Raw genomic sequence first — 15,763 nt, forward strand, 5'->3', positions numbered from 1 at the left:
GGCGAGCGACCTCCGAGGCTCAGCCCGGGCTTTCGAGCTTGCGCGCTCGCCACGCGCAAGCGCTGCCCGCCATCGCGATCACCGTGGCCACGCCGAACATCGCGATGAAGCCGAAGCGCTGGGCGATCGCCCCGCCCGCCAGCACGCCGAGCACACCGCCGAAGCCATAGCCGATCACGGTGAACAGCGCCTGCCCGCGGCCGCGCAGCCGCCCCGGAAAGTGACGCGACACCATCGCGATGCAGGTGGTGTGGTGCGCGGCGAATGAGAGCGCGTGCAGCGCCTGCGCGACCGCCAGCGCCCCGATCCACTGGCCGAAGCCCGCGGTGATGGCCAGGCGCAGCACGGCGGCAATGCCGCAGATCACCAGCCAGCGCGGCATCGCGAACAGCTGCAGCAGGCGGCCCTGCAGGAAGAACCACCCGAGCTCGGCCACCACCGAGAGGGCCCAGAGCAGGCCGATGGTGCCCTTGCCGTAGCCGAGCGAATCGAGATACAGCGAAAAGAAGCCGTACACCGAGAAATGCGCCATCACATGGAAGAAGAGCGAGGTGAAGAACCAGCGCACCGCCGGCACCCGCAGTACCGGCCCCACCGGCTCCTTCGCGCTGCCGTGGGCCGCGACCGGCTCGCGCATGTCGGGCAGGCGCAAGGTCGCGATCAGCACGATGGCGAGCGTGCCGGCGGCCCAGGCGGGAAAGTGCCCCATGCCGAAGCGCTCGAACCATTCGCCGGCGACGAATACCGTGAGCAGGAATCCCGCCGAACCCCAGAGACGGATACGGCCGTAGCGGCCCCAGTCGCCGGCCACCACGTGTGCCATCGCCGCTTCGGTGAGCGACATCATGGAGCTGGTGTGCGTGAACATCAGGAGCAGGACCACGCCGAGCCACCAGGCGCCGCCGTTCCACCACAGACCGAAGGAAGACACCAGCGCCACGGCCGCGCTGATGCGCAGCAGCTTGACGCGCTCGCCCGTGTGGTCGCTCAGGGCCCCCCAGGCATAGGGCGCGAAAACGCGGGTGATCGATTGCACCGAAGCCAGCAGGCTGATGGTGAAGATCGGCAACCCCAGGTCCTTCAGGTACAGCGGCAGGTATGGATTGAAGAAGCCGATGTGCGCGAAGTAGCTCGCCGAAAGCGCCGCGAAGGCCAGCAGGTGGCCGCGGCCGCCCGCCATCGGGGGCGCCGGCACTAGAGGAAGGACGACTGCGGCGACGCGGGATCGGCGGCCGAGGGGGACGCGTCCTGCCGCGGGTTCACGTCGCCGCACTGCGCGCGGTTGCGCAGTGCGTGTTCCATCACGACCAGTGCCAGCATGGCCTCGGCGATCGGCGTCGCGCGGATGCCGACGCAGGGGTCGTGGCGGCCCTTGGTCACGACTTCGACCGGCTGGTTGTGGATGTCGACGGACTGCCGCGGGCTGATGATCGAGCTGGTGGGCTTGATGGCGATGCTCACTTCCAGATCCTGCCCGGTGCTGATGCCGCCGAGCACGCCGCCCGAATTGTTGGTCACGAAGCCATCGGGCCGGATCGAGTCGCCGTGCGTGGTGCCGCGCTGCGTCACGCTCGCGAAACCGGCGCCGATCTCGACACCCTTGACGGCGTTGATCCCCATCATCGCGTAAGCGATGTCGGAATCCATCTTGTCGAACAGCGGCTCGCCCAGGCCCACGGGCACTCTCGAGGCGGTCACGCGGATGCGGGCGCCGCAGGAATCGCCGGCCTTGCGCAAGGCATCCATGTGGGCCTCGAGCGCGGAGACGTCGGCGATGGGCGCGAAGAAGGGGTTGTTTGGCACGTGCTCCCAGCTCTCGAAGGGAATGACGATGTCGCCGATCTGCGCCATGCAGCCGCGGAACACCGTGCCGTACTTCTCGAAGAGCCACTTCTTGGCGACCGCGCCGGCCGCGACCATGGGGGCGGTCAGGCGCGCCGAGGAGCGTCCGCCGCCGCGCGGATCGCGGATGCCGTACTTCTTCCAGTAGGTGTAGTCGGCGTGGCCGGGGCGGAACTGCTGCGCGATCTGGCCGTAGTCCTTGCTGCGCTGGTCGGTGTTCTGGATGAGCAGCGCGATGGGCGTGCCGGTGGTCCTGCCCTCGTAGACGCCGGAGAGGATCTGCACCGCGTCGGGCTCGTTGCGCTGGGTGACGTGGCGGCTGGTGCCGGGGCGCCGGCGGTCGAGGTCGCCCTGGATGTCGGCCTCGCTGAGCGCCATGCCGGGCGGGCAGCCGTCGATGACGCAACCGATCGCGGGGCCGTGGGATTCGCCGAAGTTGGTGACCGCGAAGAGATTGCCGAAGGTGTTGCCGCTCATGACGGGGATTATCCCCACAAAGTGCCCAGGGGCCGCTGCGGGAACGCTTTATGCGTGCTGCGGCGCGGCATCCCCCCTCCAAGCTGCAAGGAGCACCCATGCTGGACCGAACCGACACGAAGTTCTCCCACGTCAAGCCCGGCGACACCGAGTACCGCTCGGGCGGCTTGCGCGACTTCTTCCTGTACCGCGACCTGGGCATCGCCGAGGCCACCCACGGCAAGGTTATCGCGCACCTGGTCAAGGCCAACATGGCACCGGAAGAGGGCACCGGCTGGCACCGCCACGAAGCGGACTTCCAGATCGTCATCATGGTCAAGGGCTGGGCCCGCTTCATGTACGAGGAAAAGGAAACGCTGGTGGAGGCCGGCGACGTGGTGCACCAGCGCCCGGGCATCCGCCACTACCTGTTCGACTACTCGCCGGACATGGAGTACCTGGAGATCGTCTCGCCGGCGGACTTCAAGAGCGTGGACGTGGAGCCGGTCTGCGAGATTCCCAGGCCGACGCCCTGGGAATAGCCGGCGTCCCGTGCCGGGGACTTTTCAGTCATTCTTGAAGCTTCAGCAATTCGGCCTGAAAATCGGCCGATGCCCACCCAGCCCCTGCCCCCGCTCAATCGCCAGTTCGTCGCCCACTTCGGAGAGATGGGCAGCAAGTGGGGAATCAACCGCACCGTCGGCCAGATCTACGCGCTGATCTTCCTTTCCCAGCGCGCGCTCAACGCCGACGAGATCGCCGAGATGCTGGAGTTCTCGCGCTCCAACGTGAGCATGGGCTTGAAGGAACTGCAGGCCTGGCGGCTGGTGCAGCTGCGCCATCAGCCCGGCGACCGCCGAGAGTATTTCGAGGCACCGGCCAACGTGTGGGAGATCTTCCGCGTGCTGGCGGAGGAGCGCCGCCGCCGCGAGATCGAGCCCACGCTTTCCATGCTGCGCATGGCGCTGCTTGAAGCGCCGACCAGCGACGAGGAGCGCCATGCGCAGCAGCGCATGCGCGAGATGCACGACCTGATCGACCGGCTGATGAAGTGGTTCGACGACGTGCAGCGGCTCGCGCCGGAAACCGCCATGCAGCTGATGGGCATGGGGTCCACGGTGACCAAGGTGCTCGGCCTCAAGGACCGCATCACCGGCGCCAGGAATGCGAAGACGCCGGGTCAGCCCAAGGCGACTAAGGCTTCCTGAGCTTGTCCCGGCGAATCGCTTCGTCGTCCATCAGCTCGTACCACATCGCGTTCAGCACCGCGAAGGTCGCGGCCAGCGGCAGTCCCAGGATCCAGGCGAAGTACCACATGCTTGTGTTTCCTTGTCGATTCAGTAGGCGTGGCCGCGGTCTTCGCGGATCGCGTCGGCGTCCACCTTGCCCCACAGCACGTGATAGACCCAGCTCGTGTAGGCCACGATGATCGGAATGAAGATCGCCGTGACCACCAGCATGATGAAGAGCGTCAGGTGGCTGGACGAGGAGTCCCACACCGTGAGGCTGGCGCGCGGATCGATCGATGAGGGCAGGATGAAGGGAAACATCGAGGCGCCGACGCTCAGGATGATGCCCGCGATGCCGAGCGCGCTGGCGAGCATGGTGAGCACCTCGCGCCGCATGCGCATTCCGAGCAGCGCCACCAGCGCGCCGGCGAAGCCCACCCCCGGCGCGGCCCACATCCATGGATGGGCCGCATAGTTGGCGAACCATGCGCCGTGCTGCAGTTCCACCGTCTTGAGCAGCGGATTGGACGGCCCGCCCGTCGGCAAGGCGCTGGTCACCCAATAGCCGTCGATGAAGGACCACAGCATGAAGCCGGCGAGCGCGTACAGCACGAGGGTGGCGATGGCGGCCCAGCTGCCATAGCGCCGCGCGCGATCGGCCACCGAACCCTGCGTCTTCAACTGCAGCCAGGCGGCGCCGTGCATCGCCACCATGGCCAGCGACACCAGTCCGCACAGCAGCGCGAAAGGATTGAGCAGGCCGAAGAAGGAGCCTTCGTAGAAGATGTGCATGTCGGGCGCCAGGCGGAAGGGCACGCCCTGAAGCACGTTGCCTAGGGCCACGCCGAAGATCAGCGTGGGCACGAAGCCGCTGATGAGCAGCACCGCATCCCAGCGCGCGCGCCAGCGGGGCTCCTCGCGCTTGCCGCGGAACTTGAAGGCCACCGGCCGCAGGATGAGCGGCACCAGGATGGCGAACATCGCCAGGTAGAAGCCGGAGAAGGACACGGCATAGAGCTGCGGCCAGGCCGCGAAGATCGCGCCGCCGCCGAGGATCAGCCACACCTGGTTGCCCTCCCAGACCGGGCCGACGCTGTTGATGATCACGCGGCGCTCCAGGTCGTTGCGCCCGGCGAAGGGCAGCAGCATGTTGACGCCGAGGTCGAAGCCGTCGGTGACGGCGAAGCCGATCAGCAGTACGCCGAGCAGCAGCCACCAGACGAAGCGCAGGGCTTCGTAGGAAATCAGTTCGTGAAGGATCATGGTCGTGCTCCGTGGTCAGTCTGCGGCGGCGAGAGGCGAGCGAGGCAGCCCGCCCAGTTCGGGGTCGGCTTCGGCGCGGTAGGCCGCGGGCGGCGGCACCGGATGCTCGTCCGGCCCCTTGCGGATGGCCTTGAACATCAGCTTGAGCTCGATCACCAGCAGCGTGGTGTAGATCAGCACGAAGCCCGCGATGGTGATGAGCACGGTGGTGATCCCCAGGCTCGACACCGCCACCGCCGTCGGCAGCACGCCCTCGATCACCCAGGGCTGGCGGCCCAGTTCGGCCACGACCCAGCCGCATTCCGCGGCGAGCCAGGGCAGCGGGATGGCGATCACCGCGAGCTTGAGCAGCCAGGGATGAGCGTCGAGCTCGCGCCGCGCCGACAGCACGAAGAAAGTGGCCGTCAGCAGGATGAAGAACATGCCGAGCCCCACCATCACGCGGAAGGTCCAGTACAGCGGCCCGACCGCGGGGACGGTGTCGCGCGCCGCCTGGGCGATCTGCTCGGGCGTGGCCTGGCGCGGATCGTCGACATAGCGCTTGAGCAGCAGCGCATAGCCCATCGCATGTCCGTTCTCCTCGAAGATGTGGCGAGCCGATTCGGGCACGGGGGCGCCGCTGCCGCCGGCTTCGCGGATCTTCTGCAGCGCGTCATAGGCCGAAATGCCGACGCGGATGTTCAGCTCGGCCCGATGCACCAGGTCGTCGATGCCGGGAATCTCGGTGTCGAGCGAGCGCGTGCCGATCAGGCCCATCACCGCCGGGATGTGGATCGCGTAGTGCGTCTCGCGCGCCTTGGCGTCGGGAAAGCCGAAGGCGGTGAAGGCCGCCGGCGCGGGCTCGGTCTTCCACATGGCCTCGATCGAGGCGAGCTTCATCTTCTGGTGTTCGGTCGAGAGATACCCGCTCTCGTCGCCCAGCACCACCACCGAGAGCGCCGCCGCGAGGCCGAAGGATGCGGCCACCGTCATCGAGCGCTTGGCCAGTTGCGGGTGCCGCCCGCGCAGCACGTACCAGGCCGAGACGCCGAGCACGAAGATGGCCGCGACCGTATAGCCCGCCGACGCGGTGTGCACGAACTTGGCTTGCGCCACCGGGTTGGTCAGCACGGCGTAGAAGTCGGTCACCTCCATGCGCATGGTCTGCGGATTGAAGGCCGCGCCCACGGGGTTCTGCATCCAGCCGTTGGCGATCAGGATCCACAGCGCGGAGAAGTTGGTCCCGATGGCCACCGCCCAGGTGGTGATCAGGTGGCCCAGCTTCGACAGCTTGTCCCAGCCGAAGAAGAACAGCCCGACGAAGGTCGCTTCGAGGAAGAAGGCCATCAGCCCCTCGATGGCCAGCGGCGCGCCGAAGACGTCGCCGACATAGTGGCTGTAGTAGCTCCAGTTCATGCCGAACTGGAACTCCATGACGATGCCGGTGGCCACCCCCATCGCGAAGTTGATGCCGAAGAGCACGCCCCAGAACTTCGTCATGTCGCGCCAGATGGTGCGGCCCGTCATCACGTAGACCGTCTCCATGATCGCGATGATCACCGACAGGCCGATGGTCAGCGGCACGAAGAGGAAGTGGTACAGCGCCGTGAGGGCGAACTGCAACCGGGAGAGGGAGACGATGTCGATGTCCATGGGGGGAGCTTCCTTTCGTTTCTTGTTGGTGATGCCGGCTCAGTCCGGCCGCAGTGCGTTCATCGCGGCGTCGAAGGCCGCGCTGCCTCGCCGCAGGTCGGCGACGATGCGGCCCTCCTCCACGCGTACGAGGCGGTCGGCCAGGGCGGCCTCGCGCCGCAGGTGGGTCGCGATCAGCAGCGTCCGGCCGGCGGCCTGGGCATCGAGACGTCGAAGCACGTCATGCGCCGTGGCAGTGTCCAGCGCTTCGGTGGGCTCGTCCAGCAGCCAGACGGCCACGTCGCGCAACAGCAGCCGCGCCAGCGCCAGGCGGCGCGACTGGCCACCCGACAGGCCCAGGCCGCCCTCGCCCAGCGCGGTGTCCAGGCCCGCGGCCATGCCGCGCACTTCGTGATCGAGGCCCGCGGCACGCAGCACGGCCCACAGGCGCGCGTCGTCGGCGGCGGGATCGGCCAGCCGCAGGTTGTCGCGCAGGCTGTCGGCGAAAAGCTCGGTGCGTTGCGTCAGCAGCGAATGCGCCCGCACGCGGGCCTCGCCCGAGCGCGCGGCGAGTTCGCCCGCGACGACCGCCAGCAGCGTGGACTTGCCCGCGCCGCTCGGCCCGACCAGCGCGACGCGCTCGCCCGCCGCGACGGTCAGCGAAATGCCGTGCAGCACCGGCACGCGGCTGCCTGGATGCGCGAGGACGATGTTCGCCAGTTGCAGCGCCACGCCTAGATCCGGCGCGGCGGGCAGCGGCGGCGTCGCCGGCCCGGAAGAGGCAAGCATGCGCGGCGCCAGTCGCCGCACCGCGAGCCAGGTGCGGCCCGCCTCGAGCGCGCCGCGCCGCAAGGCGGCGAAGGGTTCGACCGCCGTCAGCGCGACCAGCAAGGCAAGAGCCGCGGCCGGCGCGCCGATCGCACCCTGGCCCGCCAGCGCGCCGATCGCCAGCAGCACGGCGGACAGGGTCAGCGTGCCGGCGACACCATAGGCCATCCCGGCGCCGGCCTCGAGCCGGTTCAGTGCGAGATCGGCCTTCGCCAGGTGGCGGTCGGCCGCGGCCAGCGCCTCGCATTGCGCCTCGATGCGGCCGGCCATGACCAGCTCCGTCTGGCCCGCGACCAGATCCACGGCGCGCGCGCGCAGTGTTTCCATGGCGTGCGCCCGCCGGACCGAAGCCGGCCGCGCCAGCTGCGCCGTGGCCAGGGCGATGCCCCAGCCGGCGCCGATCAGCCACAGCGCGAGCGCCACGCCCACCCAGGGATTCATGAAGCCGAGCACCACGCCGGCCATCAGGGCCGCGCCGAGGGCGGCCCCCGCCGGCACCAGCATGCGCAGATAGAGCGATTCGAGCGCGTCGATGTCGGCCGTCAGGCGAAACAGCAGCCGCGCCGGCCGGGCCAGCAGCTGCCGCGCCGCCTCGGGCCGGGCCCAGCCGCGAAAGAGGCGCTCGCGCAACCCGGCCAGCACGCCGAAGGTGGCGTCGTGCGACACCAGGCGCTCGCCGTAGCGCGAGGCCGTGCGGCCCAAGGCGAGCAGGCGGATGCCGGCCGAAGGCATGAAGACATCGAAGCCGATGGCCGTCGCCGCATGGAGGCCGGCGAGCGCCGTGGCCGTGATGAACCAGCCCGACAGCCCCAGCAGCCCCATGCCCATGAGCACGGTGAGCGCCGCCAGGCCCGCGCCCAGGGCCAGCCCGCGCGGCTCGGCGGCGAGGAAGGGCAGGAGCACCGGACGAAGATCGCGCCAGAATTTCAAGCGGCCTCCTCCTGCGGCGTGGCGTCGAGCCGGACCACCCGGTTCATTCGCGCGGCCAGCACCGGATCGTGCGTGGCGGCGATCAAGGTCTTGCCGCGCGCGAGTTCGATCAGCGCATCGGCCACGCGCTGCGCGGTGTCGGTGTCGAGATGGGCGGTCGGCTCATCGACCAGCAGCAGGTCGGCATCGGCATGCACCGCCGCTCGCGCCAGCGCCAGCCGCACGGCTTCTCCGCCCGACAGGCCGCTTCCGCCCTCGCCCAGCGAGGTGCTGGGGTGGGCCTGGGCGACGCTGTCCAGCGCGGCGAAGCGCATCGCGGCCTCGACCTCGGGCGCATGCACGCCCGCCCGCCCCAGCGCCACGTTGGCCTGGACGGAGCCCGCGAACACATGGGGCTTCTGGCCGATCCAGGCGATGCGCTTGCGAAGCGCGCCGACGGTGCCGTCGGACAGCGCCACGCCGCCGATCGCGATCTCGCCCTGCGGGGCGGGCACCAGGCCGGCGATCAGGCTCAGCAAGGCCGTCTTGCCCGAGCCGCTCGGCCCCATCAGCGCGACATGCTCGCCAGGGCCCACGCGCAGGTCGAAGCCTTCGAAGAAGGCGTCTTCGCCGGGATGGGAAAAACGCAGCCCGCGAATGCGCACCGAGGGCGCGCCCGTCGCGCTGGGGCCCTCCGACACCGCAGTCGTCGCCGCGCCCGGCAGCGGAACGCCGCCGCGCGCCAGCCGGTCGAGCGAATCCAGCGCCGCCTCGCCCGCCGCCCGGTCATGCCAGACGGCCGACAGCTCGCGCAAGGGCTCGAAGAACGCAGGCGCCAGCAGCAGCACGAACAGGCCTTCGCCGAGGCTCAGGTGCCGGCCCCAGGTTCCGAACTCGACAGTGCCCAGCAGATGGAAGCCCACATAGGCCGCCACCATCGCGACACCCAGCGCGGAGAACAGCTCCAGCACGGCGGAAGACAGGAAGGCGATGCGCAGCACTGTCATCGTGCGCCGGCGCAACCCTTGCGCCGCCTCGCCGAGCCGGTGCGCGGTGGCATCGACGGCATCCAGCGCACGCAGCGTGCCGAGGCCGCGCAGGCGGTCGAGCAGGAAGGCGTTCATGCTGCCCATCTCCACCATCTGCGCTTCGCTGGCCGCCTTGGCGCGCCAGCCCACGATGGCCATGAACAGCGGGATCAGCGGTGCCGCGACCAGCAGCACCAGCGCCGCCAGCCAGGAGAAGCTCGCCACCACGGGCAGGATCACGAGCGGCACGACCATCGCGCGCCAGCGCGCCGGCTGGTAGCGCACGAGATAGGGAACCACCGTCTCCGCCTGCTCGGCGATCACGCTTGCCGCCAGGCCCGAGGCCGGGCGCGCGCTGTCCAGTGGCGAACGCGCCGCGAGCGACGCGGCCACCTGGGCGCGCAATCCGGAAAGCCGTGATCGGGCGCTGGCGAACACGCGCCGCATGCCCCATGCCTCGCATGCGGCACGCAGCAAGCCCAGCAACAGGATGCCGCCCGCGGGCATCAGCACCGCGGCCAGGCCCTCGCCTTCGCCCAGCCCTTGCACGGCCCATGCCAGCAGGGCGGCCTGCGGCAGCCACAGCAGCGCGGCCAGGCCCTGGACGACACTCCCCGCCCCTGGCGCTTCGAGGGAGCGCAAACCGGTGGATGACGGGGCCTGCTGGTTCATTCGTTGAATTCGTGTAATTTCAGTATTTACTGAAATTTCAGCAATGATAAAGGATGACGCGCCGCGGCGGCCATCTTCACCGCAAAGCCCCCTCGACGGGTGAAATCCTTAGAGAGAGACGATCGCCCCGCAGACCAGCAGGCCGGCGAACAGCCCCAGCACCGCGCGCCAGGTGGCCGGCCGCGATTCCACCCAGCGGTACAGCAGCGCGGCCGCGCCGATCGACAGCGCGAGGGTCACTGCCAAGCCCAGCATGTCGACCCAGGGCGAAACCGGCTCCAGGCCGCTCATGGCCGCGCTGACCAGGAGGAGCACCGGAAAGTGGATGAGAAAAAGCGAGTACGAGATGCGCCCCAGGCGCACCAGCGGCTCTCCGAACCGGGGCCAGGCGGCGGGCTTCAGCCCGTCGCCGTGCTGGACCACGGCAACGGCCAGCGCGGTCACCAGCGCCGTGGCGATGCGACTGCGCCAATCGAGCGCGAGGGCCGCCGCCCCGAGCAGCGCCATCAGTATCACGGCAAAGCGCCAGGTGCTGCGCCGCGTCGCCCTGCCGATCCAGAAGACCAGCATGCCCAACCCATAGGAGCCGAAGAAGTAGATGCCGGTGCTATCGAACTCCGTATGGCGGTTGAACACCGCCAGCGAAGCCACGACCAGGGCCAGCACCAGCCCGACCACCAGCCAGCGCGCGCGTTCCCGGGGCACGGACCAGCGCCGCTGCATCATCTCGGAAGCGCCGATCGCCGCCAGCGCGAGCACGAAGAGCTGGAAGTCGATGGCCACATACCAGACGCCCGTCGACAAGGCCTCGTAGCCCAGCAGATCCTGCAACAGCAGGCCGTGCGCGAGCAGTTGCGCCATGCCCGGCGCACCGGGCACCGCCTCGTCGTTGAGCCACGGCCGCACCACCCAGGCGATCAGCACGCTGAAGCTGAGGGCCGTCAGATAGGGCATCACCAGCCGGCCATAGCGCTGCAGCACCCTGGCCAGCGGACGCTCGACGCGCAGCTTGCCGTCGGGCGCGAGGCTGCCCGCGGCGAAAAAGCCCGACAGCACCAGGAATACCTGCACGGCCAGCCGGCCGTTCTGCGACAGCCAGTCGAAGACCGCCGGCGCCAGCGAGGAAGCGCCTGCCGGCAGCGGCCCGTAGCGCGAGAAGTGATGCCCGACGATGAACAGGCAGGCCATGCCCTTCACCGCATCGAGCAGGGGCATGCGCCCCACCCCGGCGGGCACGGATGCGCGCATCGGCTTGTTCGTCAGAGCGCGAGCCTGCGGCGGGCTGCCTGGTATTCCCGCTTGAGCTTCTCGATGAAGGCCGCGGCACTCGCGACCTCGGTCACGGCGGCGATGCCCTGGCCCGAGCCCCAGATGTCCTTCCAGGCCTTGGCCTTGCTGCCCTCCCCGCCGCCGAAATTCATGGTCTTCAGCTCGCCTTCGGGCAGGTTGGCCGGGTCCATGCCGGCGGCGACGATGCTCGGCGCGAGGTAGTTGCCGTGCACGCCGGTGAACAGGTTCGAGTAGACGATGTCGTCCGAGGTGCCGTCGACGATCGCCTGCTTGTAGGCATCGCTCGCGCGCGCCTCCTCGGTGGCGATGAAGGCGGTGCCGATATAGGCGAAGTCCGCGCCCATGGCCTGCGCCGCGAGCACCGCGTCGCCGGTGGCGATGGCGCCCGAGAGCGCGACCGGCCCATCGAACCACTGACGGATTTCCTGGATCAGCGCGAAGGGACTCTTCACGCCCGCATGGCCGCCGGCGCCGGCCGCGACGGCGATGAGGCCGTCGGCGCCCTTCTCGATCGCCTTCCTGGCGAAGCTGTTGTTGATGACGTCGTGCAGCGTCACGCCGCCATAGCTGTGCACGGCATCGTTGACGTCGGTGCGCGCGCCGAGAGAAGTGATGACGATCGGCACCTTGTACTTCACGACCAGCGCCATGTCGTGTTCGAGCCGGTCATTGCTCTTGTGCACGATCTGGTTGATGGCGAAGGGCGCGGCGGGCTGCGCCGGATTCGCCTTGTTGTAGGCGGCGAGTTCCTCCGTGATCTCGGCCAGCCAGTCCTCGAGCTGCGACGCCGGCCGCGCGTTGAGCGCGGGCATGGCGCCCACGACGCCGGCCTTGCATTGCGCGATCACGAGCTTGGGGTTGCTGATGATGAACAAGGGCGAGCCGATGATGGGCAGCGGCAGGTTGGCGAGCACGGGGGGCAGCTTGGACATGGGGTCTCCGGGATTTTCGAATGCGGGATGCGTGCGGATCAGAACGCGTCGACGGCGAGCGCCGTGACGCTGCCGGCGCCGTCGACGATGCTGTCGCGGATGCCCGGCGCCTTGTTGAGGATGTGCTCGGCATAGAAGCGCGCCGTGGCGATCTTGGCCTGCATGAAGGCCACGTCGGTGCCGGCCTTCGCGAGGTCCTCGGCGACCAGCAGCGAGCGCGCGAGCTGCCAGCCCGCCACCAGGTTGCCCGCGAGCATCAGGTAGGGCACGCTGCCCGCGAACACCGCGTTGGGCGATGCCTTGGTCTGGCCGGCGACGAAGCCGACCACATCGACGAAGGCCTGGCGCGCGGCCGTCAGGCGCCCGGCCACGGCGCGCGCGTCGGCGCTCTCGCGCCCGGCGAGTTCGGCCTCGGTCTTCTCGATCTGCGCGGCAATCGCCAGGGCGTTCTGGCCGCCGTCGCGTGCGGTCTTGCGGCCGACGAGGTCATTGGCCTGGATCGCGGTCGTGCCCTCGTAGATCGTCAGGATCCTGGCGTCGCGGTAGTACTGCGCCGCGCCGGTCTCCTCGATGAAGCCCATGCCGCCATGCACCTGCACGCCCAGCGAGGTCACTTCCTGGCTCATCTCGGTGCTGTAGCCCTTGACCAGCGGCACCATGAATTCGTAGAAGGCCGCGTTCTGCTTGCGCGTGTCGGCATCGGGATGGTGATGCGCCGCGTCGTAGGCCGCGGCGGCCACCGACGCCATGGCGCGGCAGCCCTCGGTACAGGCGCGCATCGTCATCAGCATGCGCTTCACGTCGGGGTGGTGGATGATCGGCGCGCTGGCGCTCAGCGAGCCGTCGACCGGCCGGCTCTGCACGCGGTCCTTCGCGTAGGCGACGGCGTGCTGGTAGGCCCGCTCGGCGATCGCGATGCCCTGCACACCCACCGCATAGCGCGCCGAGTTCATCATGATGAACATGTATTCGAGGCCGCGGTTCTCCTGGCCGACCAGGTAGCCCACGGCGCCGCCGTGGTCCCCGTACTGCAGCACGGCGGTCGGCGAGGCCTTGATGCCCAGCTTGTGCTCGATGCTCACGCAATGCACGTCGTTGCGCGCGCCCAATGCGCCGTCCTTGCCGACGAGGAACTTCGGCACCACGAACAGGCTGATGCCCTTCACGCCCTCGGGCGCGCCGGTGACGCGGGCCAGCACGAGGTGGACGATGTTCTCGGCCATGTCGTGCTCGCCGTAGGTGATGAAGATCTTGGTGCCGAAGACCTTGTAGGTGCCGTCGGGCTGGGGCTCCGCGCGGCTGCGCACCATCGCGAGATCGCTGCCGGCCTGCGGTTCGGTCAGGTTCATGGTGCCGGTCCACAGGCCGCCGACCAGCTTCTCGAGGTAAGTCGCCTTGAGTTCGTCGGAGCCGGCGGTCAGCAGAGCCTCGATCGCGCCGTCGCTGAGCAGCGGGCACAGCGCGAAGCTCATGTTGGCCGAGTTCAGCATCTCGCCGCAGGCCGCGCCGATGGTCTTGGGCAGGCCCTGGCCGCCGAATTCGGCCGGATGCTGCAGGCCCTGCCAGCCGCCCGCCACGTACTGCGCAAAGGCCTCCTTGAAGCCGGCGGTGGTCGTCACCACGCCATCCTTGAACGACGACGGATTCCGGTCGCCCGCCACGTTGAGCGGCGCGACGACATCCTGGTTGAAGCGGGCGCATTCCTCCAGCACCGCCTGGGCGGTCTCGAGGCCGGCGTCTTCCAGGCCCGGCATGCGCGACACCTGCGCGATGTCCGCGAGATGTTCGATGTCGAACAGCATGTCCTTGAGGGGGGCGATGTAGCTCATGTCTTTTCTCCTTCAGCGCAAATACGGCGGATGCGAAAAGGGCATCGCGAACGATGCCCTTTGGTTCAATGAACCGCTTCGGTCAGAGCGCCTTGACCAGTTCCGGCACGGCCGTGAACAGGTCGGCGACGAGGCCGTAGTCGGCCACCGAGAAGATCGGTGCCTCTTCGTCCTTGTTGATCGCCACGATCACCTTGGAGTCCTTCATGCCGGCCAGGTGCTGGATCGCGCCCGAGATGCCGCAGGCGATGTAGAGCTGGGGCGCGACGATCTTGCCGGTCTGGCCCACTTGCCAGTCGTTGGGCGCATAGCCCGCGTCCACTGCCGCGCGGCTCGCGCCCAGGCCCGCGTTGAGCTTGTCGGCCAGCGGCGTCATCACCTCGGTGAACTTCTCCGCGCTGCCCAGCGCCCGGCCGCCCGAGACGATGATCTTGGCCGCCGTCAGTTCGGGTCGGTCACTCTTGGTGACCTCGCGGCCGATGAAGCTCGACTTGCCGCTGTCGGCCACGCCTTCGGCGTTCTCGACCGTGGCGCTGCCGCCGGTCGCCGCCGCCGGGTCGAAGCCGGTCGTGCGCACGGTGATGACCTTGATCGCGTCGCTGCTCTGCACCATGGCGATCGCGTTGCCCGCGTAGATCGGGCGCTCGAAGGTGTCGGGGCTGTCGACCTTGGTGATGTCGCTGATCTGCGCCACGTCGAGCAGGGCGGCCACGCGCGGCGCCACGTTCTTGCCGTTGGCGGTCGAGGGGAACAGGATGTGGCTGTAGTTCCTGGCAATGGCGAGCACCTGGGCTGCGACGTTCTCCGCCAGGTTCTCGGCCAGCGAGGCGCTGTCGGCGGCAATCACCTTGGTGACGCCGACGATCTGCGCGGCCGCCTTGGCCGCTTCGGCGGCATTGGCGCCGGCCACCAGCACGTGGACCTCGCCGCCGCAGGCGAGCGCGGCGGTCACGGTGTTGAGGGTCGCGGGCTTGACGGTCGCGTGGTCGTGTTCGGCCACGACCAATGATGCAAGTACGGTCATGTTCAGATCACCTTCGCTTCGTTCTTCAGCTTGTCCACCAGGGTCGCCACGTCGGGCACCTTGATGCCGGCGCCGCGCTTCGGAGGCTCCGAGACCTTGAGGGTCTTCAGGCGCGGCTTGACGTCCACGCCCAGGTCCTCGGGCTTGAAGACGTCGAGCTGCTTCTTCTTGGCCTTCATGATGTTGGGCAGCGTGACGTAGCGCGGCTCGTTCAGGCGCAGGTCGGTGGTGATCACCGCCGGCAGCGTGAGCTGGATGGTTTCCAGGCCGCCGTCGACTTCGCGCGTGACCTTGACCTTGTCGCCGTCCACCTCGACCTTCGAGGCGAAGGTGGCCTGCGGCAGATCCGCCAGCGCGGCGAGCATCTGGCCGGTCTGGTTGGCATCGTCGTCGATGGCCTGCTTGCCCAGGATGATGAGCCGGGGCTGTTCCTTGTCGACCAGCGCCTTCAGCAGCTTGGCCACGGCCAGCGGCTGCAGCTCTTCAGTGGTCTCGACCAGGATGCCGCGGTCGGCACCGATGGCCATGGCCGTGCGCAGGGTCTCCTGGCACTTGGCATCGCCGCAGGAGACGGCGATGACCTCGGTCACGACGCCCTTCTCCTTCAACCGCACGGCCTCTTCGACGGCGATCTCGTCGAAGGGGTTCATGCTCATCTTGACGTTGGCGATGTCGACGCCGGTGCCGTCGCTCTTGACGCGCACCTTGACGTTGTAGTCGACGACCCGCTTGACGGGGACCAGTACCTTCATTGGCTTGACTCCATTGAATTGCGAAACCGGGGGGATGCAGAAGAACCGATGATTCTAGGCGTCGGCCTCTGTGCGACTTGAGAAACGAACGGTCGTGC

General features: G+C 68.8%; 14 protein-coding genes. 2 read left to right on the forward strand and 12 right to left on the reverse strand.

The genetic code is table 11. The features are described 5' to 3' along the window. Positions 1-19 precede the first annotated feature (19 nt). Positions 20-1,180, reverse strand: a complete 1,161-nt coding sequence (locus AC1DNF_RS16780) for an MFS transporter (RefSeq protein WP_478149742.1) — start codon at positions 1,178-1,180, stop codon at positions 20-22. A gap of 14 nt (positions 1,181-1,194) precedes the next feature. Next, positions 1,195-2,319 carry a chorismate synthase gene (aroC, locus tag AC1DNF_RS16785; RefSeq protein ID WP_478149743.1) on the reverse strand — a complete coding sequence of 375 codons (1,125 nt, stop codon included), beginning with the start codon at positions 2,317-2,319 and terminating at the stop codon, positions 1,195-1,197. A gap of 98 nt (positions 2,320-2,417) precedes the next feature. Here aroC and AC1DNF_RS16790 point away from each other — a divergent pair, with 98 nt between their 5' ends. Together AC1DNF_RS16790 and AC1DNF_RS16795 are read left to right on the forward strand one after the other, a co-directional pair. Continuing rightward, complete coding sequence (locus AC1DNF_RS16790; RefSeq protein ID WP_478149744.1) at positions 2,418-2,840, forward strand: cupin domain-containing protein; 423 nt, start codon at positions 2,418-2,420, stop codon at positions 2,838-2,840. Positions 2,841-2,909: 69 nt separating this feature from the next. Then, positions 2,910-3,506 carry a GbsR/MarR family transcriptional regulator gene (locus AC1DNF_RS16795; protein ID WP_478149745.1) on the forward strand — a complete coding sequence of 199 codons (597 nt, stop codon included), beginning with the start codon at positions 2,910-2,912 and terminating at the stop codon, positions 3,504-3,506. On the opposite strand, the gene cydX is transcribed toward AC1DNF_RS16795, so the two are convergent. The 10 genes from cydX to AC1DNF_RS16845 all read right to left on the reverse strand — a co-directional run bounded on the left by cydX (position 3,493) and on the right by AC1DNF_RS16845 (position 15,665). Further along, complete coding sequence (gene cydX / locus AC1DNF_RS16800) at positions 3,493-3,615, reverse strand: cytochrome bd-I oxidase subunit CydX (protein ID WP_478149746.1); 123 nt, start codon at positions 3,613-3,615, stop codon at positions 3,493-3,495. The two genes, AC1DNF_RS16795 and cydX, sit on opposite strands and share 14 nt — an antisense overlap. Before the next feature lie 20 nt (positions 3,616-3,635). After that, the gene (cydB, locus tag AC1DNF_RS16805) at positions 3,636-4,790 is read right to left on the reverse strand and encodes a cytochrome d ubiquinol oxidase subunit II (protein ID WP_478149747.1); all 1,155 of its coding nucleotides are present in this window, start codon (positions 4,788-4,790) and stop codon (positions 3,636-3,638) included. A gap of 15 nt (positions 4,791-4,805) precedes the next feature. Beyond that, a complete protein-coding gene (locus AC1DNF_RS16810) occupies positions 4,806-6,422 on the reverse strand; it encodes a cytochrome ubiquinol oxidase subunit I (protein ID WP_478149748.1) in 1,617 nt (538 codons plus the stop codon). Between the two features lie 39 nt (positions 6,423-6,461). After that, a complete protein-coding gene (locus tag AC1DNF_RS16815; protein WP_478149749.1) occupies positions 6,462-8,159 on the reverse strand; it encodes an amino acid ABC transporter ATP-binding/permease protein in 1,698 nt (565 codons plus the stop codon). Then, the gene (cydD, locus tag AC1DNF_RS16820) at positions 8,156-9,838 is read right to left on the reverse strand and encodes a thiol reductant ABC exporter subunit CydD (protein ID WP_478149750.1); all 1,683 of its coding nucleotides are present in this window, start codon (positions 9,836-9,838) and stop codon (positions 8,156-8,158) included. The genes AC1DNF_RS16815 and cydD overlap by 4 nt, the downstream gene beginning before the upstream one ends. A 108-nt stretch (positions 9,839-9,946) precedes the next feature. Beyond that, the gene (locus AC1DNF_RS16825) at positions 9,947-11,086 is read right to left on the reverse strand and encodes an acyltransferase family protein (protein WP_478149751.1); all 1,140 of its coding nucleotides are present in this window, start codon (positions 11,084-11,086) and stop codon (positions 9,947-9,949) included. Between the two features lie 11 nt (positions 11,087-11,097). Beyond that, positions 11,098-12,060, reverse strand: coding sequence for an NAD(P)H-dependent flavin oxidoreductase (locus tag AC1DNF_RS16830; RefSeq protein ID WP_478149752.1), 963 nt, complete (start codon positions 12,058-12,060; stop codon positions 11,098-11,100). A 38-nt stretch (positions 12,061-12,098) separates the two neighbouring features. Then, entirely contained in the window at positions 12,099-13,889 is a 1,791-nt protein-coding gene (locus AC1DNF_RS16835; protein ID WP_478149753.1) for an acyl-CoA dehydrogenase, read from the reverse strand. A gap of 82 nt (positions 13,890-13,971) precedes the next feature. Further along, complete coding sequence (locus tag AC1DNF_RS16840) at positions 13,972-14,913, reverse strand: electron transfer flavoprotein subunit alpha/FixB family protein (RefSeq protein ID WP_478149754.1); 942 nt, start codon at positions 14,911-14,913, stop codon at positions 13,972-13,974. Between the two features lie 2 nt (positions 14,914-14,915). Then, on the reverse strand, positions 14,916-15,665 hold the full coding sequence (locus AC1DNF_RS16845; RefSeq protein ID WP_478149755.1) for an electron transfer flavoprotein subunit beta/FixA family protein: 750 nt from the start codon (positions 15,663-15,665) through the stop codon (positions 14,916-14,918). Between the last annotated feature and the right edge of the window lie 98 nt (positions 15,666-15,763).

It is taken from the genome of Variovorax sp. 01T432, from assembly GCF_056398605.1.

What these genes read in the sequence shown, in the direction of transcription:
- AC1DNF_RS16845 (WP_478149755.1), bottom strand. Translation starts at nt 15,665, where the DNA reads ATGAAGGTACTGGTCCCCGTCAAGCGGGTCGTCGACTACAACGTCAAG.
- cydD (WP_478149750.1), bottom strand. Translation starts at nt 9,838, where the DNA reads ATGAACCAGCAGGCCCCGTCATCCACCGGTTTGCGCTCCCTCGAAGCG.
- AC1DNF_RS16825 (WP_478149751.1), bottom strand. Translation starts at nt 11,086, where the DNA reads ATGCGCGCATCCGTGCCCGCCGGGGTGGGGCGCATGCCCCTGCTCGAT.
- AC1DNF_RS16790 (WP_478149744.1), top strand. Translation starts at nt 2,418, where the DNA reads ATGCTGGACCGAACCGACACGAAGTTCTCCCACGTCAAGCCCGGCGAC.
- AC1DNF_RS16810 (WP_478149748.1), bottom strand. Translation starts at nt 6,422, where the DNA reads ATGGACATCGACATCGTCTCCCTCTCCCGGTTGCAGTTCGCCCTCACG.
- AC1DNF_RS16830 (WP_478149752.1), bottom strand. Translation starts at nt 12,060, where the DNA reads ATGTCCAAGCTGCCCCCCGTGCTCGCCAACCTGCCGCTGCCCATCATC.
- AC1DNF_RS16840 (WP_478149754.1), bottom strand. Translation starts at nt 14,913, where the DNA reads ATGACCGTACTTGCATCATTGGTCGTGGCCGAACACGACCACGCGACC.
- cydB (WP_478149747.1), bottom strand. Translation starts at nt 4,790, where the DNA reads ATGATCCTTCACGAACTGATTTCCTACGAAGCCCTGCGCTTCGTCTGG.
- AC1DNF_RS16835 (WP_478149753.1), bottom strand. Translation starts at nt 13,889, where the DNA reads ATGAGCTACATCGCCCCCCTCAAGGACATGCTGTTCGACATCGAACAT.
- cydX (WP_478149746.1), bottom strand. Translation starts at nt 3,615, where the DNA reads ATGTGGTACTTCGCCTGGATCCTGGGACTGCCGCTGGCCGCGACCTTC.
- aroC (WP_478149743.1), bottom strand. Translation starts at nt 2,319, where the DNA reads ATGAGCGGCAACACCTTCGGCAATCTCTTCGCGGTCACCAACTTCGGC.
- AC1DNF_RS16780 (WP_478149742.1), bottom strand. Translation starts at nt 1,180, where the DNA reads ATGGCGGGCGGCCGCGGCCACCTGCTGGCCTTCGCGGCGCTTTCGGCG.
- AC1DNF_RS16795 (WP_478149745.1), top strand. Translation starts at nt 2,910, where the DNA reads ATGCCCACCCAGCCCCTGCCCCCGCTCAATCGCCAGTTCGTCGCCCAC.